This is a genomic window from Oceanisphaera pacifica (assembly GCF_017498065.1).
Classification (GTDB): domain Bacteria; phylum Pseudomonadota; class Gammaproteobacteria; order Enterobacterales; family Aeromonadaceae; genus Oceanimonas; species Oceanimonas pacifica.
The window spans coordinates 178597-204683 of record NZ_JAGDFX010000003.1 but is presented as its reverse complement, the minus strand read 5'-3'; the positions used below and the strand labels follow the sequence as shown (position 1 = coordinate 204683).

The following is a 26087-nucleotide window of genomic DNA, read 5'->3' as shown; positions in this document are numbered from 1 at the left end:
TTTAATTTCTCTAAACTATGTCTGTAAAGCATTAACCTGTGACAAAGTGTGGCGAGATACAGCACCAGGTGCTGATAGTGTCTCTCCCCCTCTTACCGCTGCTTTTTCAACATGATACTCTTATAGGTAATCTCTTTTATTGGCCAAGGTAATTAATTTGTTTACGCTTGGCCCACTGTAAAAAGACCCATAATCATGAGCCAGTCTGCAGCAACACCCAGTTTTTTGTTTCACGATTACGAAACCGCTGGTCTTCATCCAGCCTATGACAGGCCAGTACAGTTTGCCGCTATTCGTACCGATGCCGAGTTAAACGAAATTGGCGAGCCGCTAAAACTGTATTGTCAGTTGCCGAGCGATTATCTGCCCTCACCGGAAGCCACCTTAATTACCGGTATTACCCCACAAACAGCGCAACAAAAAGGTGTGTGTGAAGCCGAGTTTATTCGCCAGATCCACGATCAATTTAGCCTGCCTAACACCTGTATTTTGGGTTATAACAACCTTCGTTTTGACGATGAAGTGACCCGCTTTACTCTGTATCGTAACTTTTATGATGCCTATGCTTACAGCTGGCAACAAGGTAATTCGCGTTGGGACTTATTAGACGTGGTGCGCGCCTTTTATGCTCTGCGCCCCGAGGGCATTCAGTGGCCCACCGATGAAGACGGCAAACCTAGCTTTAAGCTTGAGCAACTCACCCAAGCCAATGGCATTGACCATGGTGACGCTCACGATGCCTTGGCTGATGTAAAAGCCACCATTGCCGTGGCGAAGTTGCTGCGCCAAGCTCAGCCTAAATTGTTTGATTATTTATTTGAACTAAGAAATAAACACAAGGTAAAAGCACTGATTGATGTGGTGAATAGCCAGCCATTAGTGCATGTGTCGGGCCGGTTTTCGTCTTGGCAAGGCTGCGCCAGCTGGATTGCACCACTGGCTTGGCACCCCGACAATGCCAATGCGGTAATTTGCGTTAATTTAAGCATGGATCTCGCCCCATTAATTGAACTCAGCCCCGAACAATTACACACGCACTTATATACCAAGCATGCCGATTTAGGTGAGCAATTACCGGTGCCCGTTAAGCTAGTACAAATCAATAAATGCCCGGTGTTGGCTAAAGCTGGCGCCCTTACCGAGCAGCGAGCCGATGAACTGGGTATTGATCGTGCCCAGTGCCGCAAAAGCCTAGATTTATTACGCAGCCACCCCGAGATCCGCGAAAAGGTCGTGGCTTTGTATCAAATTGCCCCTGATTTTGCCCCCATTACAGATGTAGACGGTGCCCTATATGAAGGGGGATTTTTTGGTAGTGCCGATAAAGCGGTCATGGACATGATCCGCACCAGTAAACCCGAGGCATTAGCAGACATGCCGCTGCAATTTAATGATGAACGCCTGCCCGAGATGCTGTTTCGCTACCGGGCGCGCAATTATCCTCACACCTTAACCGAGCAAGAATGGCAGCGCTGGCGCCAACACTGCCAAGACAAGCTCGCCAATCAGGCCGAGCCGTATATGCAACGTTTAGAACAATTAGTAATGGCGCATCAAGAAGATGAAGCCAAATTGGCCTTATTACAAGCGGTAGCGCATTATGTTCAATCTTTATAAATCTTCTGCTTTTATATTACTACGTGGCTTTATGGTGTTACTGGCTTGCCTACAAGCCGGAAATGGCATGGCCAGCCTGCTACCTTTTGATTTTCCGGGCAGCATTTTAGGCTTATTTATTTTGTTTATACTGCTAAGTACTCAACTGCTGCCCCTTAATTGGGTATATAACAGTGGCCAGCTAATACTGCGCCATATGGCTATTTTATTTATTCCTGTGGCTGCCGGCTTGTTAGGCTATGTGGATGTACTAAGCGAAGGGATAGGCCTGATCTTAAGCGCAGCTTTTATTGGTTTAGTGCTTATATTGTTGGTTGTTGGCCGCCTTTATCAGAGGATGCAAGCATGATGGTATGGTTAGCTACGCCTCTGACACTGCTGCTGTATTTATCGGTGAGAAAGCTGGCACAACACTATAAAAGCCCGCTTATTAACACCATTATGCTGCCCGCGTTAATAATTATCGCTTTATTAGTGCTCACCGGCCAAGATGGCAGCGACTACCAAACCGGCACCCAGCCCCTTACGCACCTACTAGAACTGGCCGTGGTGGCGTTTGCCCTGCCTTTATATCAACAGGCTGCCAAAATTCGCAAACAATGGTGGCCCATTGTATTGTGTTGCTCGCTATCTGTGTTTATTTCAGTGGGCACCACTTTAGTGATTGGCGGTTTATTACAGGCAAGCCCTGAACTATTGGCCTCTATTGCGACTAAATCGATTACCACGCCCTTGGCCATGAGTGTAAGCGAGACCATGGGGGGCATTCCGGCGATTGCCGCAGGCTTGGTTATTATAGTAGGTATGATGGGTGCCATTATTGGCTTTCCGCTATTAAAACTTGCCGGTGTGACCCACCCAGAAGCACAAGGTTTGGCCATGGGGGCCGCTGCCCATGCCATTGGCACTGGGGCGGCGGCTGAAGTGGGCGCAGTACAGGGGGCGTTTGCTTCTCTGGCCATGGTAGTCTGCGGCATTGCCACCGCCCTACTGGCGCCGCCCTTATTTCATCTTTATTTATGGCTGATTCAATAACGTGTATTAATTAAAAAGAGGCAGATATCATGAGTGATGTATTAAAAAATACCTTAGCCCAGCACCGATTAGCCGATGCTGCCCGTTTTAGTCCTACACAAATTACGCTATTAACCAAGGCCACCCAGCTAGGTGAAGAGGCCCTCGCCCTTGCCCTACTACCGTTAGCCCAACAAAAAGCCCAAGTGCCTGTCTCTGACTTTAAGGTTGGTGCTATTGCCATTAGCGGCTCCGGCCATTGGTATTTAGGGGCCAATATGGAGTTGGCTGGCCAGTCTCTTAATAACGCCTTGCATGCCGAGCAAGCCGCCATCGGTCATGCCGCCTTGTTTGATGAACAGCATATTGAGAAGGTCATAGTCAGTGCCAGCCCTTGTGGCCACTGTCGTCAATTTATGCATGAGTTAAATCAAGAAAGCCTAATGCTGGTGTTGCCTGAGGCGCATGTGATGCTGAATGAATTACTGCCCCATGCCTTTGGACCCGCAGATTTATCCCAAAGTTACGGCATGCTAACCGCACCGACAGGTACCTTGGCTGCGGTGAACAACCCTGATATTAATCCGCATGATGCCTTAATGTTGCTCGCCATCGATGAAGCCAATGCCAGCTATGCACCTTATAGCCAAAATCGGGCAGGGGTTGCACTGCAATTAGAAGGCGGGCAGATTTGTCGGGGGAGATACCTAGAAAACGCCGCCTTTAATCCAGGCCTAGGCCCTATGCAGCTTGCCTTAAGCCAGCTGTTTTTAAACGGTTATCAGCCCTCAGATATCGAACGCGCTTGTTTAGTTGAGGCCAGCACCCAAGTGCAGCAAACCCACAATGCCGCTCAAGTATTAGCCGCTGCCTGCGATGTTAAACTAGAAACAGTTCAGTTTTAAAAATAAACAGCGCAGAACTGAGAGCCATCAGCTTTCAGCCGTCAGCTTTCAGCTGTCAGTTAAAGAAAATACAACCGAGTGTAGGGTCGAATTTATTCGACCAAAAGAGCGCTGTACGCTTTACGCGGTACGCATTACGTCAAAGAAAACACCGGTTTTGGTTTTCGTACAGCGGTTAGCGTAAGGCGTACAGCTATCAGTTAAAAACGCGGTTTGGTTTTTCGTACAGCGGTCAGCGTAAGGCGTACAGCTGCTTGTTAGATGGATTGCCGCGTCGTTGCACTCCTCGCAATGACGGCCGAACTGAAAGCTGTCAGCCGTAAGCGGCCAGCTTTCAGTTTAAAAACCAACCCTAAACACCCATGTAGAGGTGCACCACAATGCTACAAAAAGCGTGTTTGTCTTTAACTGACAGCTGAAAGCTGATGGCTGATAGCTGATGGCTGATGGCTGTCAGTGCTTCATTGCTCACTAAACACTTTGCGGCCCATAAAGGAGTGAGTGAGGGTGTTGCCGTCAACTAGCTCGAGTTCGCCACCAATGGGCACGCCGTGGGCGATGCGGCTAACGTTAACGTCTTGGCTGCGGGCAATATCGGCAATGTAATAGGCTGTCGCCTCCCCTTCTACTGTGGGGTTAGTCGCTAAAATGACTTCTTGATATGCCTCAGTTGCTAATAAGTCCGCTAACTTATCTAACCCTAGCTCTTCAGGCCCGACGCCATCAAGTGGTGACAAGTGCCCCATTAACACAAAATAACGCCCCTGATATTGACCGGTCTGCTCAATGGCCACCACATCAGCTGGGCTTTCTACTATGCATAGTTGGCCACTCACTGCGCGCTTAGGATTAGTACAAAGACCACAGACTCTTTCTTCGGTAAAGGTTCGGCACTGGCGACAATGGCCTATATGCTCTAGCGCCTGATCTAATACATGCGCTAAACGTCGGCCACCACTGCGCTGGCGCTCTAGCATAGCAAAGGCCATACGTTGCGCAGATTTAGGCCCAACACCAGGCAACACTTGTAGGCTCTTGATTAATTCATCTAACAGGGGGCTAAAACGCATGAATTTACTCTGGAAGTTCGAGGATAAAGCTGGAAGCTGGAAGCTAGAAGCTGGAAACCTGTAGTTTCCAGCTTTTTAAATTATTGATAAATAATCAATTTAGAACGGCATTTTGAAGCCGGCCGGTAAGTTCATACCACCGGTAATTTCGCTCATGCGCGCTTTATTTTGCTCTTCAATACGACGCACAGCATCGTTTGTTGCTGCTGCAAGTAAGTCTTCTATTAGCTCTTTGTCGTCTTCAAACAGGCTGTCGTCTAACTCAACACGACGTACAGAGTGGCTGCCGGCCATGGTAACTTTTACTAAGCCTGCGCCAGCTTCGCCAACCACTTCTAACTCGGCCAACTCTTCTTGTAGCTTCTGCATTTTTTCTTGCATCTGCTGGGCCTGTTTCATCATGTTGCCCATTCCACCTTTACCAAACATAATTACTCACTCTTTATTAATGGATAAAAACGGTGCTATTGCACCATAGGTTCAATGCTATCTTCATCTAGTACTGCTGCAAAGCGCGATATTAAAAATTGTACCGCATCATCGCCTTTAATTTCATCTTTTGCCTGAGCAATGGCGGCTTGATATAGCACTTGCTCTATTTCAAACGGCGTTTGCAGACCTGTTTGCTGCCCTACTGTTACCAGCACAGTAATGGGCTGAGAGATATGTTGCTGGATCACCGACTCTAATTCTTGTCGGCTTTTTTCGTTTAATAAGTGCTTATGTTGTGGCTGTAGCCACAATTGCCATTGCTGTTCGGTGATTTCTTCGCGGCTGCTGTGCATCGCGAGTTGTCGTAATAAGCCGCCTAAGGGTAATTCTGCAACCAAGCGAGTCCAACTATCTTCAGCTTGAGGTAATAAGCTAATCGCTTTTAACGGTTCAGGATCGCTAGCACTGTGTTGCGCTTTCGTCAAAGGTCCCGCAGGCGCATGAGCAGCAACATTAGGGACAACAGAAGACGCCGGTTGAGGCTGTGCTGTTCGCTGCAACTGCCCTGCCTCTGCACGAGAGGAGGCTTGTGCCTGTGCTGTTGATGGTGCTAATGGCGTTGCCTGAGTAGACTGCCCGTCGGCATGCCAGGGCGGCAAGTCTTGATCCTCGTTTTGCCAATTGGCGTCATCATAGGCATCTAGCGGTGGTAACTCATCGGCACGAGAAGCTCCCGATGCGGGTATGCTTGGTTTTTCTGCTGCCCTGATCGGTTCTTGATCCTGCACCTGAGCTTGCGACTGTGTTGCTTGTACCGGCGGCGCTGTGGGCGTAACACTCGGCTTGGCTATTGGCGTCACTGTTGGGGCAGGTGCCGCTTTATCTGGCTCTTGACTGCGTAAACGATTGCGAGTTTGTAATAAACGACGCAACCGTGCAACGTCTGCAGCCGCTGGGTCTTCTATTGCATCAGCCGATGACGGTTTAGCCACTGGCGCAGGTGTTACCGCTGCTTTAGATTCGTTATCGGATATAGGTGTATGTAGCGCTTCGTCTGGTAACGCTGCCTTAGCCGTGCCTGCTGAGGGCTGCTCAGAAGCCACCGCAGACGGCGAAGCTTGCCCTAGCCGAGCTGCTTGCTCCCATATTTCATTTTGCTCTTGTTCTAATGAAGCCGCCGTGGGCTCATGAGCAGCAGGCGTTGATGGCGCCTCTTTAATGGGCGGCGGCTCAGGCTTTTTTACTGTGGGGCTCACCTCTTTAGGCACAGCGCTAGCAAGGCTGCCAAAAGCAACATTGGTGGTGACCACAGGCGCTTCTGGGCGAAATGCCAAGGTGCGCAGTAACGTCATCTCTAATGCCGAACGACCATCGGGAGCAAAGGGTAAATCTTTACGGCCTTGTAAACAGATTTGATAAAAAACCTGTATTTGCTCTGATGACACCAAAGGCGCCAGCCGATTCAGCTCTTCGGCATAAGGTTGCTGAGGCGACGCCGCCACCAGTTGCGCCAAGGCCAGTTGGTGCCAAAAGCCTATTAACTCTTTATGTACCTGATCGTAATCGGGCCCTAAACTGGCAAGCTCTGCCACCTGCGCGAGCAAGACATCACCTTGGCCAGACAAAATAGCCTCAATGAGCGCTAATAACTGGCTGCGATTCAGGTTGCCCAGCATAGACTCAACCCATGCCAGTTTCACCTCTCCATTACCAAAGGCCAGCGCCTGATCGGTTAAACTTAAGCCATCACGCAAGCTGCCGTCTGCCGCACGAGACAAAGCCGCTGTGGCTTGCGCCTCAAAGGGAAGTTGTTCGTGTTCCAGAATATGCTGCAACTGAGTATCAATTTGCTCGGGCTCAAGGCTCTTTAAATGAAACTGTAAGCAGCGCGATAAAATCGTAATCGGCAGTTTTTGTGGATCCGTTGTTGCCAGCAAAAACTTAACATGAGGCGGGGGCTCTTCCAGTGTTTTTAACAGTGCATTAAAGCTGTGCCGCGACAACATATGCACTTCATCGATTAAATACACTTTAAAGCGACCACGAGCGGGCTGATATTGCACATTATCGAGCAACTCTCGCGTGTCTTCGACCTTAGTACGGCTCGCGGCGTCTATTTCAAGTAAATCAACAAAGCGCCCTTGCTCAATTTCTTGACAACTGGCACAGCTACCACAAGGGTCTGGAGTAATGCCATGATCGCAATTAAGCGCTTTAGCTAATAGCCGAGCAATGGATGTTTTCCCTACGCCCCGAGTGCCGCTAAACAAGTAGGCATGATGCAGCCGACCCTGAGAGAGGGCATTAATTAATGCGGTCAGCACATGTTGCTGACCCACTACATCGGCAAAGCGCTGCGGGCGCCATTTTCTGGCAAGAACCTGGTAATTCATCAGTTATTAGTGACCATTGTGATTTGTGAACTCTGGCTACTCGCCATCAAACTGCACCAAGCTATTCACACGAATGCCCATGTTATTAAGGCGTTGCAAACCACCGAGTGCCGGTAATGCCACCACAAAGGCCGCCTCTTGCACCTCACCGCCACAACGGCGCACCAGTTTTACAGCGGCTTCTACTGTGCCACCAGTGGCTAATAGATCATCAATAATTAAGATTTTTTCGCCGGGTAAAATAGCATCAACATGAATTTGCAGTTTATCTTTGCCGTATTCCAAGTCGTACTCAACTTCAATGACGTCTCGGGGTAACTTATTAGGTTTACGCGCCATAATAAAACCAACCCCTAGGGCGGCGGCAACGGGCGCCCCAAAAATAAATCCTCGGGCCTCGGTGCCCAATACCTTGTTGATACCCGCATCTTGATACCGTTCAACAATGGCTTCAATGGTCGCTTTAAACGCCTCAGCATTTTCTACTAGGCTGGTTATATCTCGAAATACTACCCCAGGCTTTGGGTAGTCAGGGACAGAAGCAATGCTATCGGCAATGAGCTTAAGCGTTTCTTGTTTCATAATGTTCGGCCTTATCAACCCTAAAAGTAAGAGCTCAGCATGTAAATTTACAACGGCAGCTAGCTTAGGGCTTAGCCAACGCCAATGCAACAATCAGCATTGACCCTGGCGAAGCAACCTTAAGCAAGATTAACGAGTCACAATGTTATAAAGATCGGTTCGTCTGTCTTTTAGGTTAGTCACTGAGCCCTCGTTACGTACTAAGGTGAGCTTTTCTAAATCCATATCCGAGAACATAATCATCTCGGTATTAGGCGTTGTTTCAGCCATAACAGCGTCATGAGGGAAAGCAAAATCAGACGGAGAAAAAACCGATGACTGCGCATATTGTACGTCTAGGTTTTGTACTTTAGGTAAATTGCCCACACTGCCTGTGATCACCACATAACATTCGTTTTCAATGGCTCGTGCTTGGGCACAATGGCGCACCCGCAAGTAACCATTTTTGGTATCTGTCCAAAATGGCACGCAAATAATGTCCACCTCTTTGCTGGCAGCAATACGACCGAGTTCAGGAAACTCAATATCGTAACAAATTAAAATAGCCACACGCCCTGCGTCCGTATCAAACACATCAAATTTATTGCCCCCTTCTATGACCCAGTCTCTGCGTTCATGAGGCGTAATATGAATTTTGCGCTGTTCGTCAACCCGCCCATCTCTATGACAAAGATAAGATACATTATAAACACGATCATCTTCGATTAATGGCATAGAACCGGTAATGATATTAATGTTGTAGCTTACCGCCATGTCCGACATTCTATCTCGAAACTGTGGGGTATATTCTGCTAAATAACGAATAGCTCGGGTTTGGTCTACCTGATCAGTTAAGCCCATTAAAGGCGCATTAAAAAACTCAGGAAACAACGCAAAATCACTCTGATAATCAGACAAAGCGTCGACGAAGTATTCAACCTGCTCCAATACTTCGTCTACTGAGGCAAACTCACGCATTTGCCACTGCACCGCGCCCATCCGCACTTGAACCTTTTTTTCGTTTAGTACCGAAGAAGGCGGCGTATACAAAATATTGCGCCATTCAAGTAAGGTGGCATACCCCAAAGACTTTTCATCTTCCGGTAGGTATTTGTGCATCAAGCGAGTCACTTGAAAATCGTTGGCTAATTGAAAGCTCAAAATAGGATCGTAAATTTCTTTACGGTCTACCCGATCAATATATTCTGCCGGCGTATATTGCTCACTGTGTTGAAAATAACCCGGAATACGCCCACCAGCCAAAATAGCCCTAAGATTCAGTGACCGACACAGCTCTTTACGCGCCTCGTATAGTCTTCGCCCCAGTCGAAAACCTCGGTATTCAGGCTGAATAAAAACATCTAAGCCATATAAAGAGTCGCCCTTATCGCTATGCCTAATTTTTTCGTTACTTAAAATAAGATCATCATAAGTATGGGGGTTGCTAAAACGATCATATTTAACACTAACGGTTAGCGCAACGGCCACCAGGTTGCCGCTATCCTCAATGCAAATTTGACCATCTGGAAACTGCTCAATTAAGGCTTTTATGGTCGCTTTGGGCCAAGCACCACCAATATCATGATAGACACGGTTCATCAGTACTTGCAGCTGATCGTAGTCATCGAGTGTTAAGTTACGTAAATTAAGATACAGATCTTCAGGCTGAGTCATGCAGTACACTCCGGTATGGCAATGAGTAGAGTTGTTTTTTACAGAGCAGATTCACAAATCTGTTCGTGATTTCTATCAGGGGGAGCGACCCTCTTTGTCCCCTTGAGGCGGTTCGGGCACTAACGGCAAGCGTAAAAACCACGCTAATAAGATAACAAAGGTGAGCACTAACCCTGCTTTAACCGGCCATAATGGCACCATGTAAATGGAAAATGCAAAGCTGATGGCCATCATCCATATTGCTCTGCGCCGGATCTTAGGCCGTAAACCCCGATAGGTCTGCCAGTCTCGGATCAGGGTGCCAAACCAAGGGTGGTTCAACATCCAACGATGCAAACGAGGCGAAGATTTACTAAACAACAAGGCGGCTAATAAAATAAATGGTGTGGTAGGCAGCACGGGTAAGAAGGCACCAATTAAGCCTAAGAATAATGAAACGCCCCCTAATAGGGCAAATAAGATACGCATCACGCCCTCCCTAAAACCTGCCATCAATGATAGCAAGAAGTCTCCCCGACAAGGAGCCCAAATATCAGTGGGTTTGTCAGGCAAGCGGTACCCGCCTTGCGTTTTTGTGATGTGTAGAGGGCGTTATCTATCGGGGGGTTGGGCGTCACAGTGCCATGGCCAGGCGACCGCTACCCGCAGAGGGGCGGCACAACTCCATATCGACCACCAACTGCTTAGCGGCACTAGACAAGGTTGAGTCCAAGGTAGAAGCCGCCGATATCACCAGCGCCAGCGCCAGCCCCAGCAACAACATGGCCAAGGTAGCTTTAAACCAACACGGCCTCCAGCTCGGTTAGCCAATCATCCACCGAAATGGACAGCTGACCGGTGATCTCCAGCTGCCGGTTCTCAAATATGTCCTGCTCTGGATGCTGCAATTGCCACTGATTGATCACCGCATCCCGGTGCACCAGCAGCGCTGCGATATGAGGCCGGAATAATACCAGCATGTTGCTCAGCCAGATATTTACCGGCCAAGACGGACTGGCATGATCGATAACGAAGCGGTCCAGCATCGAGAGCACCGCCTCGGCCGGGTACCAGCTTTCATCGGTCACCCAGCGATTACAGGCGAACAGGCTTGAGGGAAAGCCCCAGGCATCCATGGAGATGGCAACCAGATGAGCAATCGCCTTGTCCCCTTGGGGCCAGGGCTCGCTGGCCTGTGGATAATCCAGCATACGCAACTCGGCGGGAATGCCTGGCGCACGCAAAAAGGTATGGAAGTGGCCATGCTCTTGTTCGCCACCGCGATGGGCATGGTAGTAATACTGACTGTGACTGTCTTTATCGAGTACATCGTCCAGCGGATAGTGAGTCATCTCGAAAAAGGTCCCCTGCCCTTTGAGCACTTCCCCGACGATATTGACCCCGCCTTTGCTCATCACCCGATAGCATTCCCGAATTTGGGCACCGGCTTCACGTAGCCGGCTGATGTCGGCAGGCGTCAGGCTGGCTGCCACCGGCGGCACCAGTCTGGGTATGGTAGTAGTCATAGACATCCTTACTGTGACTTGGCCGCACAAGGATTAGCCTTGCATGGGCTTTTCACTGCACAGGGATTAGCCGAACACGGGCTTTTCACAGCACACGGGTTCTTCGCCGCACAGGGATTAGCGCCACTGGGTGAATGGCTGACTTGCTCGGTTTGTACATAGGCCACTAAGGCGGCTAGTTTTTTCGAGTCCCACGCTAAGGGCTGAGTCGCCATCGGCGACATCATACAAATTTGGATCATTTCATCCAGATGCACCTGACTTAGACCAAACTGATCTTGTGCCATCGCCACCGGATGCGGGTACGCCATGGCAAAGCTTGCCTGATACATCAGCTGACCTTGGTGACAGCTACTGCAAGCAAGGCCATTGCTGCTTAGGCTGGTATCGTTAAAAAGCGTCTTGCCCAGCGTCACCAGCTCGGCATGTTCGCCTTGGTAAGGCTGATAATTGTCAGGCCGCTGTACCGCCTTGGCTGCACAAGGGTTCACTGCCGCCGGTTTGGCCGCGCAAGGATTTTTGGTTGCACAGGGGTTAGCCGAACACGGACTCTTCACCGCACAAGGATTCTTGGTAGCGCAAGGGTTAGCAGCACAAGGCTTCTTACTCATGGCTATTTGTTGCACTGCCTTCTCTTGTGCTAAAGATCCCCCCGACTCAGCGGCAAGCACTGGGCCCGATAACGCTAAAGCCAACAAGGATGCCGACACTAAAGCGGCAACGGGGGTTATACGAAAGTGAGATTCTAAGTGAAAATGACATAGACGCATGATCATACTCCTTAAGATAGGGTCATCCATGGCAGGAAACGCATAAAAAGTACCTGCATAGTAATAAGACGCGTCAAACTGTTTGGTTATTACAAAAACAGCTTATTTTTATTAACTATCTCCTAATCTCGTTGTAAGAATTCTTCGTCCTGTTGTGTCTTTATTCATCATCACCATGTTAATAATAGTCGGCACTATTTAGCTTCAATGCCATAAAGGTCGGCCTCATCGTCATAAAAAGGATGTTGTTATGCGCAAACCCCTGCTGCTTGCCCTGCTATTGCTGCTGGTCGCCCTGTTTTTCTTCTTCGATATCGGCGATTGGTTCACCCTCGAGGCTCTAAAACAACAACAAGCGCACATTGCCACGCTGCGAGCCGAGTCGTTCTGGTTGATGGCCGGCGGTTTTTTCGTGCTTTATGTCGTGATGGCGGCCTTATCTTTACCTGGTGCCGCCATTATGACGCTGGCCGCCGGGGCCTTCTTCGGCGTCTGGCAGGGGTTGCTGTTGGTGTCGTTTGCCTCTAGTATCGGCGCCACCTTGGCCTTTCTGGTGTCGCGTTTTCTACTGCGAGATCAGGTACAGCTGCGCTTCGGTGACCGACTCAAGGCCATCGACAAAGGCATCAGCCGCGATGGTGCCTTCTATTTGTTTACCCTGCGCCTAGTGCCGGTGTTTCCGTTTTTCATCATCAACTTGCTGATGGGACTCACCGCCCTGCCCGCCCGCACCTTTTATTGGGTGAGCCAGCTCGGCATGCTGCCCGGTACCCTAGTGTACGTGAACGCCGGTACCCAGTTGGCCGCCATTAACAGCTTAAGCGGCATACTGTCGCCGGCTTTGTTAGCTTCGTTTGCCTTGCTGGGCCTGTTTCCGTTGCTGACCCGCGCTGTGCTGCGCTTGGTGCAACGCCAAAAAGTGTATCGTGGTTTTAACAAACCTCGCCATTTTGACCGCAATCTTATTGTGATCGGTGCCGGTGCCGCCGGGCTAGTCAGCGCCTACATAGCGGCGGCGGTTAAGGCTAAGGTCACCCTGATTGAAGCCGACAAGATGGGCGGCGACTGTCTCAATACCGGCTGCGTGCCGAGCAAAGCCTTGATCCGCAGCGCTAAGTTAGCCCATCAGATGCGCCACGCCGAACAGTACGGTTTGACCCGCACCCAACCGGAATTCAGCTTCAAACAGGTTATGCAGCGGGTGCAGGCGGTGATCCACAAGGTCGAACCCCACGACAGCGTAGAGCGTTACACCGGACTTGGCGTAGAGGTATTGCAAGGTTACGCCAAGCTGGTCGACCCTTGGACGGTGGAAGTCACCTTGGCCGATGGTAACATCCGGCGGCTGACCGCCCGCAGCATCATTATTGCCGCCGGTGCCAGCGCCGCAGTTCCCTCCATATCAGGGCTAGATGAGGTCAGTTATCTAACCAGCGACACATTATGGGACGCCATGGCTAAGCGTGACACGCCGCCCAAACGACTATTGATCATGGGCGGCGGCCCCATCGGCTGCGAGCTGGCGCAAACCTTCTCCCGTTTAGGGTCCGAGGTCACTCTATTACAGCGCAACCCGCGTCTGATGCCAAAAGAAGACAGGGAAGTCAGTGGCTGGGTCAACAATGCCCTCAGCAATGACGGGGTGCGAGTACTGACCGAGCACAGCCCGCTGCGGGTAGAGCAAAACGGCGCTGGCATCCGCGTTATCGCCACGCACCAGGATCAAGAGATGGTACTGGAATGTGACGACTTATTACTGGCGCTCGGCCGCAAGGCGCGGTTACAAGGCTACGGCCTGGAGGCACTGGGCATCCCCACCGAGCGTACCGTTACCACCAACGAATATCTGGAAACCCTGTTTCCCAACATTTACGCCGCCGGCGACGTGGCCGGCCCCTACCAGTTTACTCACACCGCCGCCCACATGGCGTGGTATGCCAGCGTGAATGCCCTATTTGGCCAGTTCAAACGCTTTAAGGTTGATTATTCGGTAGTGCCTTGGTGCACCTTCGTCGACCCGGAAGTGGCCCGAGTAGGCTTGAGCGAACAAGAAGCGACAGAGCAAGATATTGCCTATGAAGTGACTCGATTTGAGTTGGACGAACTGGACAGGGCCATCACAGACGGCTCAGATCAGGGCTTTATCAAGGTGTTAACCGTGCCCGGCAACGATAAAATATTAGGGGTGACCATAGTCGGTGAGCATGCTGGTGATTTACTGGCCGAGTATGTGCTGGCCATGAAACATAAGCTCGGCCTAAACAAGATTCTGGGTACCATTCATGTTTATCCGACCTTGGCAGAAGCCAACAAGTACGTGGCCGGCGAGTGGAAGCGCGCTCATGCCCCAACACGCACCTTGGCATGGCTAAGCCGTTATCACCGCCGTCGACGGGGGTAACAAATACCGCCCACCACGGCGGCGAGTGTTGAGCTTAACTCAACATTTATAACTAAAAACGCAACACTACGGTCGGTAGGCGAACGCTACGCTTTTTAGTTGTTCGTCGTTGATCTGGTCTGCTTGCATGATAAGAGTGCGGCCTAATGCCAATGCTTGGCGTTGACTGGCGGTTTTTTGCAGGGGGTCGGCAATACTCTCAATGTCCGCCACATGGGCGACGCCTAGGGTGCGACGTATCATTTCGCAACCGGCATAGCCCAAGGCGTCTTGCCATACTTGGCGTAAAAATGCGCTTATATAACCAGGTGCGCCCAAAGCAGAGTCCGAAGTCTGGCTAGCCAACAGAAAAAACCGCGTGTTAAAGCTATGCCAAAAGGCGTGAACGTCTTTAATGCGCAGTGACTGTTGCGACCAAGATGGCTGGCTACAAAAATTAAGCAGCAAATTGGCTATCATCACGCCAACATCAAACCCCATGGGGCCATAACCACCAAACTCGGCATCAATCACCTTTAGCTTGCCAGCCGCCACCATCACAGATCCGGTATGCAAGTCACCATGCAGCAAGGCTTGGCCCTTGCAGCGAAACTCGTGCTTAAGCTTGGCTACCCGTATTTTTAATGCCTTATCGGCCCATAGTTGCTCGGCATCTTGACGAATACTGGCGGCCACATCATTGCGTTCATGATCGCAAAAGGGATCGACAAAATACACGGCTTCGCTTATTGACATTAACTCTGGGTTGGCGAATTGTCTTTGTGCTGCGAGCTGTGTCTGATAATCAAGCTTAAAGTCACTGCTGTGAAAGTGCACCAGCGCTAAATATTCTCCCAACTGCACAGGCGCATCGGCAAAATACTGGTCGTTAAGCAACGCTTGGCGCCAGACTTGAAACTTGGATAAGTCTTCTAGCAGCATCGCCGACAAAGACACATCGTGATGCAACACAGCTACCGTGTGCTGGGGGCAAAATTGCCCATGTTGCAGCAATATTTCGGCTTCTATGCGAGCCCTATCTCGCGTTAAAGGCCAAGACTCACCAATGCAACGAATGTAGGGAAGCGCCTGTTTCACAATCAATCCTGTTGCATCACCAGGCTGGCACACCTTAAACACCTGGTTGAGGTTGCCGTCCCCTATTTCTGCTCCTTGCAATATGACTTCTGGGCCAATCTGGGCCGCTTCTCGTGCGTAGGTAATGGCATCTTCATCATTAAATATTCGATATTGGCTCATCAGCGCTCCTTGCTCTTAACCTGTGCTAATAGAAAAGTAATAAAAGCAGCCTGCTGCTGTAACAAAACCGACAGTAACGGCGACTAAGCTAAATGAATAACAACACAAACGGGACAGAAAGCACAATATTGGCAACATTCGCACCCTAAATAAGAGCTCAGGCATAAGAGCGCATATACTGAGTTATCAACCGTCAGCCAATAAGGGGCATGATGAATCATAAACACAATGCCGTACACCCTTTGTTATCTGAGGAGCTACGCCGACAAATGCTGCGCTTTGCCACCTTACAATTAAAAGACGCCCAGCTGGCGGAAGACGCAGTGCAAGAAGCCATGTTGGGAGCCTTTAAATACGCAGATAGTTTTAAAGGCCGTGCCGCCTATAAAAACTGGGTGTTTGCCATTCTTAAACACAAAATTGTGGATATTATCCGCAAAAACCAGCGTCTAGTCACGTTAACCAGCCTAGGGGCCGACGACAATAACGACCTAGAAGAACAGCTATTTAACCGTTTTGGCATGTGGTACAAAGCAGAGCGCCCTGTGGAGTGGAGTGCACCAGAAAATAGCCAAGAAGATGATGAGTTTTGGACACTGTTTGAATTGTGTTTAGACAAGCTGCCACCTAATCAAGGACGTACTTTTATGATGCGCGAGTTTATTGGTCTAGAAAGCCGCGAAATCTGCCTCGAACTAGATTTAACAGTCAGCAACCTAAATGTGTTGCTCTATCGAGCTAGGTTACGTTTACGCGAATGCCTAGAAAACACTTGGCAACAACAAGGAGACTGCCCATGTTGAGCTGTCACAAAGCCACTCGGCTGATGTCCGAGAGCCAAGAACGCCCCTTAAGCCAATTTGAGCGACTCTCTTTGGCGTTGCACACCGCGATGTGCAATGGCTGTCGTCAATTTGAACGGCAATTACCGCTCATTCGTTCATTAGCCCATACCTTTGCTCGCCGCCCCGACACCACACCGACCAACTTGGGCCCACAAGGCACGGTTGATAAAGACAGCAGCTAACACAGGTGAACTTGTGCCAAACGCGGTTCGCCTCAATTAAGGAAGCATGATGAGAGACACTTTACCTCTACTAGACTTAACGGGTTTTCCGGCAATCAAGCGTAATGCACTAGACACACTGCAGGTCAACTTGGGCTATATGTGCAACATGAAGTGCGTGCACTGCCATGTGGCCGCCGGCCCGCATCGCACCGAAATGATGGATGACGCCAACCTCGCTCTGATCACCCGTGTCTTAAAAGTGCAAAAGCTTAACACCCTCGATTTAACTGGCGGTGCCCCCGAAATGCACCCACGCTTTCGTGACGTGGTGATTGCCGCGCACAAGCTAGGTGTGCATGTGATAGACCGCTGTAACCTCACTATTTTATATGAGCCTGGCCAAGAGACGCTGGCCAATTTTTTAGCCGTTCACCAAGTAGAAGTGGTGGCGTCACTGCCCTGCTACGAGCTGGACAATGTGGATAAGCAACGCGGCAAAGGTACCTTTAATAAAAGCATAGCCGCATTGCAGCAGCTCAATAAGTTAGGTTATGGGCAGCCCGATTCTGGCTTGATATTAAATTTGGTTTATAACCCACAAGGGCCAAGCTTACCACCGGAGCAACAAGGATTAGAGGCGGCATATCGCCAAGCGCTACGGGAGCATTTTGATATTCGCTTTAATCACCTGTTTGCGCTGGCTAATATGCCCATTAAGCGCTTTGGTGATTACCTGATCACCAAGCGGCAGTTTCATGATTACTTACGGTTGCTAAAAGACAATTTTTCTGCCGATAACCTTGCCAACTTAATGTGCCGTAACCTCGTCAGCGTCGACTGGCAAGGCTATTTATATGACTGCGATTTTAACCAGCAATTAGGGTTGCGACTGCCCGATGCCGACCACAAAGCAAGTCGACCTCACCTGCGTGACCTACTGCATCGCGATATTAACGGTCAGCCAATACGCGTCGCCGAGCATTGTTATGGCTGTACCGCAGGCCAAGGCAGCAGCTGTGGTGGCGCACTGCATGATGATGTTAAAGCATCATGACGCTGTCTATTATTATGCCCATGCTCAATGAGGCTAAGGCGCTGCCTGCTACTTTGGCTACCTTGGTGCATAACTCACCCCATATCGAGTTGATATTGGTGGACGGTGGCAGCAGTGATCAATCGGTGGCCATTGCACAGCAACAAGGGGGCATGGTGCTAAGTACCACCGCTGGTCGCGCTCGGCAAATGAACTTAGGAGGCATGCATGCGACTGGCGATTATTTATTGTTTTTGCATGCCGATACTCAACTACCCGCCCAGTTTGAGTCACTCATTAACTCGGCATTAACTCAGCACCAGTGGGGGCGATTTGATGTGGAGATCAGCGGCCAGCATCCCATGCTAAAAGTAATAAGCGCCATGATGAATTGGCGTTCGCGCCTGTCAGGCATTGCCACCGGCGATCAAGCGCTGTTTATGCACCGCACGGCCTTTTCCGCCGTTGGGGGGTTTCCCGAACAAGATTTAATGGAAGACATTGCCCTTAGTCAGCGGCTAAAGCATTTGGGTAAGCCCGCCTGCTTAAGACAAACAGTGATTACCTCGGGTCGACGTTGGGAACAAAACGGCGTATGGCGCACCATCTGGTTAATGTGGCGGTTGCGCTTTGCCTATTGGCGCGGCGTGTGCCCCACACAATTAGCAAGGAGGTACCGTTGAATACCCGTATTATTGTGTTTGCCAAGGCACCGGTTGCGGGCCGGGCTAAAACCCGACTCGCGGGTGTACTGGGCACCGAAGCAACGGCGCGATTGGCGCAACACATGCTAAACAGTACACTGCATGCTTGTTTAACCGCCAACATAGGCCCCGTTGAGCTGTGCATGAGTCCGGATTTTGATGATCCCAAATGGGCCGATATTTCCTTGCCACCCACGCTTATATTAAGCAATCAAGGCGAGGGGGACTTAGGTTATCGCATGGCCTACGCCGCGCGCCGCGCCTTATCTGACAATGCGAGAGTTGGACATAAGGCGCAGCAGCAAGTGTTGCTAGTCGGTACCGACTGCCCGCAACTGTCATCCACGTTGCTACGTGATGCAACTCATCGTTTAAGTTCGCAAGATGCCTTATTGCACCCCACCGAAGATGGCGGCTATGCGCTGCTGGGCTTACGCAAGTTTAGGGATTCCTTATTTAACAATATCCCTTGGAGTACGCATACTGTGGCTGCCCTCACTCAAAAGCGGCTTAGCCAATTAGGTTGGCGCTATAGGGTGGCCGAACGGCTGCGCGACATTGACGAACCGGCAGATTTATTTTGGCTCACACCAAGCTGGCGGCAGGTATTAACTCTCCACAAGGCGTCACAGGAAATTGCTGATGTTTGAGCTTGAACCTTGGATCCGGCTGGGCTGCTTTGTCGGCATATTACTGCTAATGATGTGGTGGGAATGGCGAAGTCCACGCCGGCCACAGCCGCAAAATCGTAGCCAACGCTGGCCGCGTAATCTATTGTTACTGGTGATCAATACGCTAATTTTACGATGGTGTTTTCCGTTAGCGGCGGTTGGAGCGGCCCTGTTGGCGAGCGAGCAAAACTGGGGATTGTTTAATGCGTGGCCTGTGCCTACTTGGCTTAGCCTAGTGTTGTCGCTGCTGATACTTGACTTACTAATTTACTTACAACATCGGCTGCTGCATGCCCTGCCCTTGCTGTGGCGATTACACCGAGTGCATCATGCAGATGTGGGGTTTGACGTCACCACTGGTTTGCGTTTTCACCCGTTAGAAATATTATTGTCCATGCTGGTTAAGTTGAGTGCTGTAATTTTGTTGGGCGCACCGCCACTGGCGGTATTATTGTTTGAGGTCTTGCTTAATGCCACCGCCATGTTTAATCACGCTAATATTAACCTGCCAACACGGCTCGATATAGTGCTTCGCCGCATACTAGTAACACCAGATATGCACCGCGTGCACCATTCGGTAACCCCGGCTGAAACAAACAGTAACTTTGGCTTTAATCTTCCTTGGTGGGATCGATTATTTGGTACCTATCAAGCAGCGCCTAAAGCTGGGCATGTGGGGATGACCATTGGCTTAACGCAATTTCGTACCCCCGCCGAGCAGCGTCTACATCAGCAGCTATTACAGCCTTTTCGACGTAAATAATCCAGCCAAACACCACTCTCGTATTAGTTTAGCGATTCACTTAAAAAGTCTAACAACATACGCACTTTGGGTGATAAATGACGATTGTGCGGATACAGTGCCCATATCCCCTCATCTGGCTCTTGATACTGCGCCAATAAAGGGACTAACTCTGCACTCGCTAATGCCGAGCGCACATAATAATCGGGTAGCTGTACTATCCCTATGCCTTTTAATGCGGCATCCAGTAAGGCCCAGCCGCTATCGCAGCGGATATTACCGCTAACGCGTATATTGCGCGCCTTGCCCTGATCTTGAAAGCGCCAGTAATCTAAATTACCTTGCAAGCAGTTATGTTGCTCTAAATCTAATGGCTGCTTAGGCTCACCATAAGTGGCGATATACTGAGGTGATGCACACACATACTGGGTACGAGAAGACAGGCGCTTTGCCATCATGCTGGAGTCTTCCAGTTTGCCAAGGCGCACTGCCAAATCAAAGCCCTCTGCCACCAAGTCCAGCTTTTGATTGGTTAAGTTCATTTGTACATCTAGTTCAGGATAGCGCTGCACAAAGTCATTCACTAATGGTGCTATGGTCTTTTCACCATAGGTAATTGGCGCGGTTAACCTAAGCTTGCCTTTAGGGACTAGCTGTAAATTAGTAATGGTACGCTCGGCTTCTTCTAGCCCATCAAGCACCTGCCGACAATGCTGATAGTAAATTTGTCCCGCCTCCGTCACCGACACTTTACGAGTGGTGCGATAAAAAAGCTTGGTCGACAGTCGTGCTTCTAACCCGCTTACTTGTCGGCTTACTTGGGCGGTTGAAATGTTTAATTTTTTAGCCGCCTGAGTAAAGCTCTCGGCTTCGGCCACTGCTACAAACTCACTCACACCTTCCCAAATAAACATCTTTGTTCCTTATTATTGGTGATGACTGCCCACCTAACCCCAGACATGAAGAAGAAACGGCCTCAGCTCTTTAGTTGCCTGACAGATGCCACCTTTTCATAATTAAATACACCCATAAACTGGCATAAGCGTCGTTGGCAGCATAATGCAGTTGTGCTTCAGATAAAGGCTTGGCGGCCCAATTAGAAAGCGTTTGCCGTTTAGATTTAGGCAGGTACTCTGCTAATACCAATGCCACCCCAGCTTGTAACCCCACCTGTTGCTGATAGCCCATCTGCTTGATGGCACTCGATAATTCAAAGCTGGTGTTTAACACTATGCCTAAGTTACGCCACAGCGGCTTGCGATCTGATGATAGTCCAAAGCCCACTTTCACTATATTAGGAGACTGTAAAACCTGTGTCAGCAACTGATGTGTCGCGCTTGCCACCCCTTGCTCGGGCAAGATCTGAAATAAAAAAGCATGCTCAGTGGTGGCCAACTGTATTAAGTGTGGTCCTGTGCTCGCTTCTCCTTTTATAAAAGTAGGTTTACTTTCTGTATCAAATCCAAGGTGAGTGCAGGCGTTTAACTCAGTCGCGGCAAAGTGCAGCAGCTCTGTATTGTTCACTAAGTGAATACGACAAAGGGGTAAACCACTAAACTCTGGCAGCTCAGCCATGGTGGCTTTAGTCGGTCTTATTAAGTATTTACTCATTGCTTAGCATACTTATCGCTCATTGAAAATTAACATCGCCTAGCCTGCTATGTTAACCTAATTCATCACTTTGCTGCTTTATTGATGGCATTAATGCCTTCACTTACATTAATAAAAGCAATGTTTATTCACAGTTCATCATCATTAACGCCTATCGGAGGCCACAGTGAACCGATTTAACAGACTCACTCTGCTGATGTTATGGCTGTTGTTTATTCCTATTGTGGGAGTGGCGCAGTCACAAGAAGCCAATTCGGGCCCATCTTACGAAGCCTTAGCTGAAGTATTAGAAAATGAACAGTCGCGCCAGCAACTCATTAACGAGCTGCGCAATATGGCCGATAAACAAACGCAACCCGCAGCAGAAATAGCGAGCAGCGAACCTACCGAGCCTTCGCTACCCAGCCAATTTGCAGAAACAACCAGTGACATTGCTGGCGGTCTAAGTCAGCAGTTATCTAACTTAATTGCTGTAACAGGCAGTTTATTTTCTGGTAATTTAGCAAGTGATAATGAGCAGTTTGACAGTCATGTCTTTTTATCTGCCGCACTCAACTTAACTCTTGTTATTGCAGCTACGGGACTACTATTTTGGCTACTCCGCCGACTGGCCAGCCCTATTTTTATTCGCTTTAGCCACTGGTCTCGCCACGGTGAAGGAAAAACCCCCGTATTACGGTTAGTGGTATGCGTGGCGCTGGCAAGCTTAGTCGATGCATTAGCCGTAGCACTGGCCTATGTCGGCGGTAATTTAGTGGCCACTTTTTTAGTGGGAGAGTCAGGGGAGCTGACCACTCAAGCCTCGCTGTTTTTAAACGCCTTTGTGGTCATTGAGTTATTAAAAGCCGGTTTAAGAGTGCTGTTTTCTTCTCGTTATGACGGACTTCGCTTATTGCCCATCGCCGCCACTGAAGCCGCTTATTGGAATCGCTGGATGGCGCTACTGATAAGCTTAATGGGCTATGGTATTTTAGTAGTAGAACCGTTAATTAACATTAATATTTCACCCACCCTAGGCCAAGGCGTGAACACCTTGATCATGATTGCAGCGTATCTGTATGCCGTAACTGTGATCTTAAAAAATCGCGTGCGTTTACGCCAAGCGATCCGCCAAAAAGCCGAGAAAAGTACCATTTCTGCCAGCCAATTTAGTTTAATATTATTGTCTCGTACTTGGCACCTAATAGCCCTTGCCTACTTTACCGTCGTCTTGGTATTGACCTTGCTAAGTCCAGCCGAAGCCCTGCCTTATGTGCTGTTTGCAACGCTTAAAACCATTGGCATCGTGATAGTCAGCATTTTACTCTCCAGTTTACTTGCGCAAACGCTAGGCCGTCGTATTACGCTGTCAAACGAATTGCGCCGTAAGCTACCCTTGCTAGAAGCTCGCATTAATAGCTATGTGCCTCCTGCTTTACACTTTTTGCGCATACTCATTGTTAGTATCGCCCTATTATTAGTGCTGAATGCTTGGTACATAGTGGACTTAAACGCTTGGTATGAATCTGAAACCGGCGGAAAACTACTCAGTAAAGTGATTGGGGTGGCCATTATTTTACTGGTAGCTGCAATAATATGGGTACTCATGGCCAGCATTATTGAGCATAAACTCAATCCTGAAACGGGTCAGGGTCGCCCTTCTGCCCGCACCCAAACTCTATTGCTACTGTTTCGTAATGCACTCGCCATTACCCTTGGTACGCTTACCTTTATGATCGCATTAGCAGAAATTGGTATTAATATAGGACCACTGATCGCCGGTGCTGGGGTCTTAGGCTTGGCCATTGGTTTTGGTGCACAAAAACTGGTACAAGACATTATTACTGGGATCTTTATTCAAGTAGAAAATGCCATGAATACCGGTGATGTAGTGACATTAGGCGGCATTACAGGAACGGCTGAAAAGCTCAGCATTCGCTCTGTGGGTATTCGTGATTTAAGTGGCACTTACCATATTATTCCGTTTTCTAGTGTGGATACGGTGTCTAACTACATGCGTGAATTTGGTTATCATGTGGGTGAATATCGGGTGGCATATCGTGAGAATATCGACGATGCTATTGCACGCTTGCAAGATGCCTTTGATGAACTTGCTGCAACAGAAGACATGAAGCACGAAATACTCGATGCGTTAGAAGTATCTGGGGTGATTGCCTTGGCGGATAGTTCGGTGATCATTCGCGTGCGTATAAAATCGACACCTGGCATGCAATGGGCCGTGGGTCGTGCTTATAACCGCTTGGTTAAGATGCACTTTGAGCAAGCCGGTATTGATATTCCGTTTCCACATAGCACCGTTTACTTTGGCGCCGATAAAGACGGCCAAGCACCGGCAGCTAACTTGCGCGTCATCGATCAAGCGCCTGAACCACGCCCAAACCCTGTTGCCCATTTAGGGGAGAAACATACGGTGTCAAAACAAAACACGCACCTTAATGATGATGCCCCTAACGAGGACTAAATATCATTAAACAAGGGTTAGGGATTGGTGAGTAGGGAATGGTCACTAACAGGTAAACACTGTGCCTTGTCCCTAATCATCCATCACAGATAACAGGGTCGGCGTCATTTAGCTTGTTGCGCGAAATGACGCCGACCCTTTTTATGCTTTTTTACCTGCGCAGCGCTTAGAACAATATTTAACCTCATCCCAATTGCGCTGCCACTTTTTACGCCAACTAAATGGCCGCAAGCACACAGGGCATACCTTAGAGGGCAAGTCAGACTTTTTGATCATTGGCTATCTCTTGTTTTATCATCCGATAACAACTCAGCAAATTATACTTAACAATAACGGAGTGTCAGTGACGCAGACAGCTAACCCACATCGCCCTTTAATTTTGGCCGCACTTATGTTGTTTATGATGCTGGCCGCCATTGATGTGACCATAGTCTCGACGGCGGTACCACAAATAGTGGCCGATTTAGGCGACTTTTCGTTATTCACTTGGGTGTTTTCTATTTATTTGCTCACCCAAACGGTCACCATCCCGCTTTACGGAAAACTGGCGGACTTATATGGGCGAAAACCCATACTTCTGTTTGGAAGCGGAGTCTTTTTGCTGGGCTCCATTGCCTGTGCTCTGGCATGGGATATGCCAAGTTTGATTGTCTTTCGTGGCCTACAAGGCTTAGGCGCTGGGGCCATTATGGCAACGGTGAATACTTTGGCCGGTGACTTATACTCGGTGGCTGAGCGCGGTAAAGTACAAGGTTATCTATCGAGTGTATGGGGAGTGGCCGCAATATCCGGCCCAGTGCTGGGTGGCACCTTTGTTGAGTACGTTAGCTGGCACTGGATTTTTTTAGTAAACGTGCCCATTGGTCTTATCGCAATCGCCTTACTTAGCCTCTATTTAAAAGAAGAGGTGGTTAAAAAACGCCACCAAATCGATTACTTAGGGGCTGCCAGTATTCTAGCGGGCGCGACCAGCCTTATTTTTGCTCTTATGCAAGGCGGCACGGCTTGGCCTTGGCTATCGACGGCCAGCATGACGGCTCTTTTACTTTCAGCTGTGTTTATTGCCTTTGCCATTTGGACTCAAACTCGTGCCGCAGAGCCCATTATGCCGCTGTGGTTATGGCGACACCCTGCCATTGCCGGAGCCAATGTGGCCATGATTGGCATGGGGTTTATTTTAATGGTGCCTACAGCCTATATGCCTACCTTTGCTCAGTCTATTTATGGACTTAATGCCATTAGTGCCGGTTTAGTACTGGCCGCCATTAGTATTGGCTGGCCCACGGCGTCCACCTTGTCGGCTAAATTATATTTGCGCATTGGCTATCGTAATACCGCCCTTATTGGCAGCGCCTGTATTTTGGTGGCCACCCTTGGCTTTTTAAGCCTGCCTTATCAAGCGCCCATTATTATGATAGTGCTAGATCAAATACTCTTAGGCGCCGGCTTTGGTTTGCTGTCTACTCCCTTATTAGTGGGTGCACAGGCCTCTGTAGAATGGCACCAAAGGGGGGTGGTTACGGGGGCCAATATGTTTTCACGCTTTTTAGGCCAAAGCTTGGGCATAGCCTTGTTTGGTACCTTATTTAATGCGCACCTCGCTCAGCAATTAACGGATGCTCCTCGCGCCTTACAGCCATCATTACCTGAGAATATTGATCAGGTTGTCAGCCAACTACAACAGCTGTCGCTCACCAGTGATATTGCCAATTATTTACGCCATGCAGTATTTAACGCTGTTTCTGGCTTGTATATCGGGCTGGCAGTAGTGGCGTTTATTATTTTAATCATAGTGGTACTTAGCCCCCACGAATTTAATCTAAACACCAAACACGCGCGCAACCATTAAGAAATGGCCTTTATCTTAATATTAAGGTAAAAGCCATTTCGTTTTGCTATCACTAAAAAAGTGACTCAGTTAGTCTTATTTAGTCACTTTGCTTATCAGCAATTTTTTGTAAGTTACCGTTTATTTTGAACAGCACTATCATCAGCTCACACCAGATACGGGCAAATACCGCGCCAGCAGCTGCAATGAGCAAGCCGGTTAAAAAGCCGCCAAAAGTAAAACCATTATAACCGGTAAACATACTACCCAGACCAGAAATAACCGCAGATAACAGTAAAATCCAATATACAACTGTAATAATCTTTGGCGTCAACATGGCGTCAAAGAAAAATAAATTTCTCATGATAGTCCTTTAATAAAATAAAACGGCTTGTATTAATATAGCAACAACATTATGCATTAATTAACCACAAATACAAAGTCACT

Annotated in this window: 27 protein-coding genes; 13 read left to right on the top strand and 14 right to left on the bottom strand. The window is 49.0% G+C overall.

Translation table 11 applies throughout. From position 1 onward, the window contains the following. The first annotated feature begins 195 nt into the window (after nucleotides 1–195). The 4 genes from sbcB to cdd are packed head-to-tail and all read left to right on the top strand — an operon-like array spanning nucleotide 196 to nucleotide 3536. A complete protein-coding gene (sbcB, locus tag J3U76_RS03675; protein WP_208004475.1) occupies nucleotides 196–1617 on the top strand; it encodes an exodeoxyribonuclease I in 1422 nt (473 codons plus the stop codon). Next, the gene (locus tag J3U76_RS03670; protein ID WP_208004474.1) at nucleotides 1601–1966 is read left to right on the top strand and encodes a CidA/LrgA family protein; all 366 of its coding nucleotides are present in this window, start codon (nucleotides 1601–1603) and stop codon (nucleotides 1964–1966) included. The genes sbcB and J3U76_RS03670 overlap by 17 nt, the downstream gene beginning before the upstream one ends. Beyond that, the gene (locus tag J3U76_RS03665; RefSeq protein ID WP_208004473.1) at nucleotides 1963–2652 is read left to right on the top strand and encodes an LrgB family protein; all 690 of its coding nucleotides are present in this window, start codon (nucleotides 1963–1965) and stop codon (nucleotides 2650–2652) included. Before J3U76_RS03670 ends, J3U76_RS03665 begins: the two co-directional genes overlap by 4 nt. 29 nt (nucleotides 2653–2681) lie before the next feature. Further along, entirely contained in the window at nucleotides 2682–3536 is an 855-nt protein-coding gene (gene cdd, locus J3U76_RS03660) for a cytidine deaminase (protein ID WP_208004472.1), read from the top strand. A 461-nt stretch (nucleotides 3537–3997) separates the two neighbouring features. Here the strand turns inward: cdd and recR are convergent, their stop codons facing one another. The 9 genes from recR to J3U76_RS03615 all read right to left on the bottom strand — a co-directional run bounded on the left by recR (nucleotide 3998) and on the right by J3U76_RS03615 (nucleotide 11941). Next, nucleotides 3998–4606, bottom strand: a complete 609-nt coding sequence (gene recR, locus J3U76_RS03655; RefSeq protein WP_208004471.1) for a recombination mediator RecR — start codon at nucleotides 4604–4606, stop codon at nucleotides 3998–4000. Nucleotides 4607–4705: 99 nt separating this feature from the next. Continuing rightward, entirely contained in the window at nucleotides 4706–5035 is a 330-nt protein-coding gene (locus J3U76_RS03650) for a YbaB/EbfC family nucleoid-associated protein (RefSeq protein WP_208004470.1), read from the bottom strand. Between the two features lie 35 nt (nucleotides 5036–5070). Further along, nucleotides 5071–7431: a DNA polymerase III subunit gamma/tau gene (dnaX, locus tag J3U76_RS03645; RefSeq protein ID WP_208004469.1), complete on the bottom strand. Its 2361-nt coding sequence runs from the start codon at nucleotides 7429–7431 to the stop codon at nucleotides 5071–5073. A gap of 36 nt (nucleotides 7432–7467) precedes the next feature. Continuing rightward, the gene (apt, locus tag J3U76_RS03640; RefSeq protein ID WP_208004468.1) at nucleotides 7468–8013 is read right to left on the bottom strand and encodes an adenine phosphoribosyltransferase; all 546 of its coding nucleotides are present in this window, start codon (nucleotides 8011–8013) and stop codon (nucleotides 7468–7470) included. Between the two features lie 129 nt (nucleotides 8014–8142). Further along, on the bottom strand, nucleotides 8143–9666 hold the full coding sequence (locus J3U76_RS03635; RefSeq protein WP_208004467.1) for a carbon-nitrogen hydrolase family protein: 1524 nt from the start codon (nucleotides 9664–9666) through the stop codon (nucleotides 8143–8145). 75 nt (nucleotides 9667–9741) lie between these two features. Next, nucleotides 9742–10134, bottom strand: a complete 393-nt coding sequence (locus J3U76_RS03630; protein WP_208004564.1) for a YbaN family protein — start codon at nucleotides 10132–10134, stop codon at nucleotides 9742–9744. 145 nt (nucleotides 10135–10279) lie between these two features. Next, nucleotides 10280–10429 carry a hypothetical protein gene (locus tag J3U76_RS03625; RefSeq protein ID WP_208004466.1) on the bottom strand — a complete coding sequence of 50 codons (150 nt, stop codon included), beginning with the start codon at nucleotides 10427–10429 and terminating at the stop codon, nucleotides 10280–10282. A 13-nt stretch (nucleotides 10430–10442) separates the two neighbouring features. Next, complete coding sequence (locus J3U76_RS03620; RefSeq protein ID WP_208004465.1) at nucleotides 10443–11171, bottom strand: DUF6969 family protein; 729 nt, start codon at nucleotides 11169–11171, stop codon at nucleotides 10443–10445. Nucleotides 11172–11179: 8 nt separating this feature from the next. Further along, nucleotides 11180–11941 (bottom strand): c-type cytochrome, encoded by a 762-nt coding sequence (locus J3U76_RS03615; protein WP_208004464.1) that lies wholly within the window; start codon nucleotides 11939–11941, stop codon nucleotides 11180–11182. A 250-nt stretch (nucleotides 11942–12191) separates the two neighbouring features. On the opposite strand from J3U76_RS03615, the gene J3U76_RS03610 reads away from it, so the two are divergent. Then, nucleotides 12192–14342, top strand: a complete 2151-nt coding sequence (locus tag J3U76_RS03610) for an FAD-dependent oxidoreductase (protein ID WP_208004463.1) — start codon at nucleotides 12192–12194, stop codon at nucleotides 14340–14342. Between the two features lie 66 nt (nucleotides 14343–14408). Here J3U76_RS03610 and mtnK read toward each other — a convergent pair whose 3' ends face one another. Then, the gene (gene mtnK / locus J3U76_RS03605; protein ID WP_208004462.1) at nucleotides 14409–15581 is read right to left on the bottom strand and encodes an S-methyl-5-thioribose kinase; all 1173 of its coding nucleotides are present in this window, start codon (nucleotides 15579–15581) and stop codon (nucleotides 14409–14411) included. 212 nt (nucleotides 15582–15793) lie between these two features. Between mtnK and J3U76_RS03600 the strand changes: the two genes are divergently transcribed. From J3U76_RS03600 to J3U76_RS03575, 6 genes are read left to right on the top strand one after another with little or no spacing between them, the layout of a single operon-like run. Continuing rightward, nucleotides 15794–16384: a sigma-70 family RNA polymerase sigma factor gene (locus J3U76_RS03600; RefSeq protein ID WP_208004461.1), complete on the top strand. Its 591-nt coding sequence runs from the start codon at nucleotides 15794–15796 to the stop codon at nucleotides 16382–16384. Continuing rightward, on the top strand, nucleotides 16378–16608 hold the full coding sequence (locus J3U76_RS03595) for an anti-sigma factor family protein (protein ID WP_208004460.1): 231 nt from the start codon (nucleotides 16378–16380) through the stop codon (nucleotides 16606–16608). Before J3U76_RS03600 ends, J3U76_RS03595 begins: the two co-directional genes overlap by 7 nt. 49 nt (nucleotides 16609–16657) lie before the next feature. Continuing rightward, the gene (arsS, locus tag J3U76_RS03590) at nucleotides 16658–17644 is read left to right on the top strand and encodes an arsenosugar biosynthesis radical SAM (seleno)protein ArsS (RefSeq protein ID WP_208004459.1); all 987 of its coding nucleotides are present in this window, start codon (nucleotides 16658–16660) and stop codon (nucleotides 17642–17644) included. Further along, on the top strand, nucleotides 17641–18306 hold the full coding sequence (locus J3U76_RS03585) for a TIGR04283 family arsenosugar biosynthesis glycosyltransferase (protein ID WP_243454033.1): 666 nt from the start codon (nucleotides 17641–17643) through the stop codon (nucleotides 18304–18306). Before arsS ends, J3U76_RS03585 begins: the two co-directional genes overlap by 4 nt. Then, nucleotides 18303–18977, top strand: coding sequence for a TIGR04282 family arsenosugar biosynthesis glycosyltransferase (locus J3U76_RS03580; RefSeq protein ID WP_208004458.1), 675 nt, complete (start codon nucleotides 18303–18305; stop codon nucleotides 18975–18977). Before J3U76_RS03585 ends, J3U76_RS03580 begins: the two co-directional genes overlap by 4 nt. Further along, entirely contained in the window at nucleotides 18970–19761 is a 792-nt protein-coding gene (locus J3U76_RS03575) for a sterol desaturase family protein (protein ID WP_208004457.1), read from the top strand. The genes J3U76_RS03580 and J3U76_RS03575 overlap by 8 nt, the downstream gene beginning before the upstream one ends. A 23-nt stretch (nucleotides 19762–19784) precedes the next feature. On the opposite strand, the gene J3U76_RS03570 is transcribed toward J3U76_RS03575, so the two are convergent. After that, nucleotides 19785–20654, bottom strand: coding sequence for a LysR family transcriptional regulator (locus J3U76_RS03570; protein ID WP_208004456.1), 870 nt, complete (start codon nucleotides 20652–20654; stop codon nucleotides 19785–19787). Between the two features lie 70 nt (nucleotides 20655–20724). Then, nucleotides 20725–21351, bottom strand: a complete 627-nt coding sequence (locus tag J3U76_RS03565; protein WP_208004455.1) for a 3'-5' exonuclease — start codon at nucleotides 21349–21351, stop codon at nucleotides 20725–20727. A gap of 166 nt (nucleotides 21352–21517) precedes the next feature. On the opposite strand from J3U76_RS03565, the gene ybiO reads away from it, so the two are divergent. Beyond that, nucleotides 21518–23812, top strand: a complete 2295-nt coding sequence (gene ybiO / locus J3U76_RS03560; RefSeq protein WP_208004454.1) for a mechanosensitive channel protein — start codon at nucleotides 21518–21520, stop codon at nucleotides 23810–23812. 141 nt (nucleotides 23813–23953) lie between these two features. On the opposite strand, the gene J3U76_RS03555 is transcribed toward ybiO, so the two are convergent. After that, on the bottom strand, nucleotides 23954–24088 hold the full coding sequence (locus J3U76_RS03555; protein WP_208004453.1) for a DUF2256 domain-containing protein: 135 nt from the start codon (nucleotides 24086–24088) through the stop codon (nucleotides 23954–23956). Nucleotides 24089–24155: 67 nt separating this feature from the next. Between J3U76_RS03555 and J3U76_RS03550 the strand changes: the two genes are divergently transcribed. Further along, nucleotides 24156–25661 carry an MFS transporter gene (locus J3U76_RS03550; protein ID WP_208004452.1) on the top strand — a complete coding sequence of 502 codons (1506 nt, stop codon included), beginning with the start codon at nucleotides 24156–24158 and terminating at the stop codon, nucleotides 25659–25661. Between the two features lie 79 nt (nucleotides 25662–25740). Here J3U76_RS03550 and J3U76_RS03545 read toward each other — a convergent pair whose 3' ends face one another. Next, nucleotides 25741–26004 (bottom strand): DUF4282 domain-containing protein, encoded by a 264-nt coding sequence (locus J3U76_RS03545; RefSeq protein ID WP_208004451.1) that lies wholly within the window; start codon nucleotides 26002–26004, stop codon nucleotides 25741–25743. Nucleotides 26005–26087: the final 83 nt, after the last annotated feature.

Bases quoted from the DNA above. Each gene is read 5' to 3' on its own strand.
- sbcB (WP_208004475.1), top strand. From the start codon at position 196: ATGAGCCAGTCTGCAGCAACACCCAGTTTTTTGTTTCACGATTACGAA.
- J3U76_RS03670 (WP_208004474.1), top strand. From the start codon at position 1,601: ATGTTCAATCTTTATAAATCTTCTGCTTTTATATTACTACGTGGCTTT.
- J3U76_RS03665 (WP_208004473.1), top strand. From the start codon at position 1,963: ATGATGGTATGGTTAGCTACGCCTCTGACACTGCTGCTGTATTTATCG.
- cdd (WP_208004472.1), top strand. From the start codon at position 2,682: ATGAGTGATGTATTAAAAAATACCTTAGCCCAGCACCGATTAGCCGAT.
- recR (WP_208004471.1), bottom strand. From the start codon at position 4,606: ATGCGTTTTAGCCCCCTGTTAGATGAATTAATCAAGAGCCTACAAGTG.
- J3U76_RS03650 (WP_208004470.1), bottom strand. From the start codon at position 5,035: ATGTTTGGTAAAGGTGGAATGGGCAACATGATGAAACAGGCCCAGCAG.
- dnaX (WP_208004469.1), bottom strand. From the start codon at position 7,431: ATGAATTACCAGGTTCTTGCCAGAAAATGGCGCCCGCAGCGCTTTGCC.
- apt (WP_208004468.1), bottom strand. From the start codon at position 8,013: ATGAAACAAGAAACGCTTAAGCTCATTGCCGATAGCATTGCTTCTGTC.
- J3U76_RS03635 (WP_208004467.1), bottom strand. From the start codon at position 9,666: ATGACTCAGCCTGAAGATCTGTATCTTAATTTACGTAACTTAACACTC.
- J3U76_RS03630 (WP_208004564.1), bottom strand. From the start codon at position 10,134: ATGCGTATCTTATTTGCCCTATTAGGGGGCGTTTCATTATTCTTAGGC.
- J3U76_RS03625 (WP_208004466.1), bottom strand. From the start codon at position 10,429: ATGTTGTTGCTGGGGCTGGCGCTGGCGCTGGTGATATCGGCGGCTTCT.
- J3U76_RS03620 (WP_208004465.1), bottom strand. From the start codon at position 11,171: ATGACTACTACCATACCCAGACTGGTGCCGCCGGTGGCAGCCAGCCTG.
- J3U76_RS03615 (WP_208004464.1), bottom strand. From the start codon at position 11,941: ATGCGTCTATGTCATTTTCACTTAGAATCTCACTTTCGTATAACCCCC.
- J3U76_RS03610 (WP_208004463.1), top strand. From the start codon at position 12,192: ATGCGCAAACCCCTGCTGCTTGCCCTGCTATTGCTGCTGGTCGCCCTG.
- mtnK (WP_208004462.1), bottom strand. From the start codon at position 15,581: ATGAGCCAATATCGAATATTTAATGATGAAGATGCCATTACCTACGCA.
- J3U76_RS03600 (WP_208004461.1), top strand. From the start codon at position 15,794: ATGAATCATAAACACAATGCCGTACACCCTTTGTTATCTGAGGAGCTA.
- J3U76_RS03595 (WP_208004460.1), top strand. From the start codon at position 16,378: ATGTTGAGCTGTCACAAAGCCACTCGGCTGATGTCCGAGAGCCAAGAA.
- arsS (WP_208004459.1), top strand. From the start codon at position 16,658: ATGAGAGACACTTTACCTCTACTAGACTTAACGGGTTTTCCGGCAATC.
- J3U76_RS03585 (WP_243454033.1), top strand. From the start codon at position 17,641: ATGACGCTGTCTATTATTATGCCCATGCTCAATGAGGCTAAGGCGCTG.
- J3U76_RS03575 (WP_208004457.1), top strand. From the start codon at position 18,970: ATGTTTGAGCTTGAACCTTGGATCCGGCTGGGCTGCTTTGTCGGCATA.
- J3U76_RS03570 (WP_208004456.1), bottom strand. From the start codon at position 20,654: ATGTTTATTTGGGAAGGTGTGAGTGAGTTTGTAGCAGTGGCCGAAGCC.
- J3U76_RS03565 (WP_208004455.1), bottom strand. From the start codon at position 21,351: ATGAGTAAATACTTAATAAGACCGACTAAAGCCACCATGGCTGAGCTG.
- J3U76_RS03555 (WP_208004453.1), bottom strand. From the start codon at position 24,088: ATGATCAAAAAGTCTGACTTGCCCTCTAAGGTATGCCCTGTGTGCTTG.
- J3U76_RS03545 (WP_208004451.1), bottom strand. From the start codon at position 26,004: ATGAGAAATTTATTTTTCTTTGACGCCATGTTGACGCCAAAGATTATT.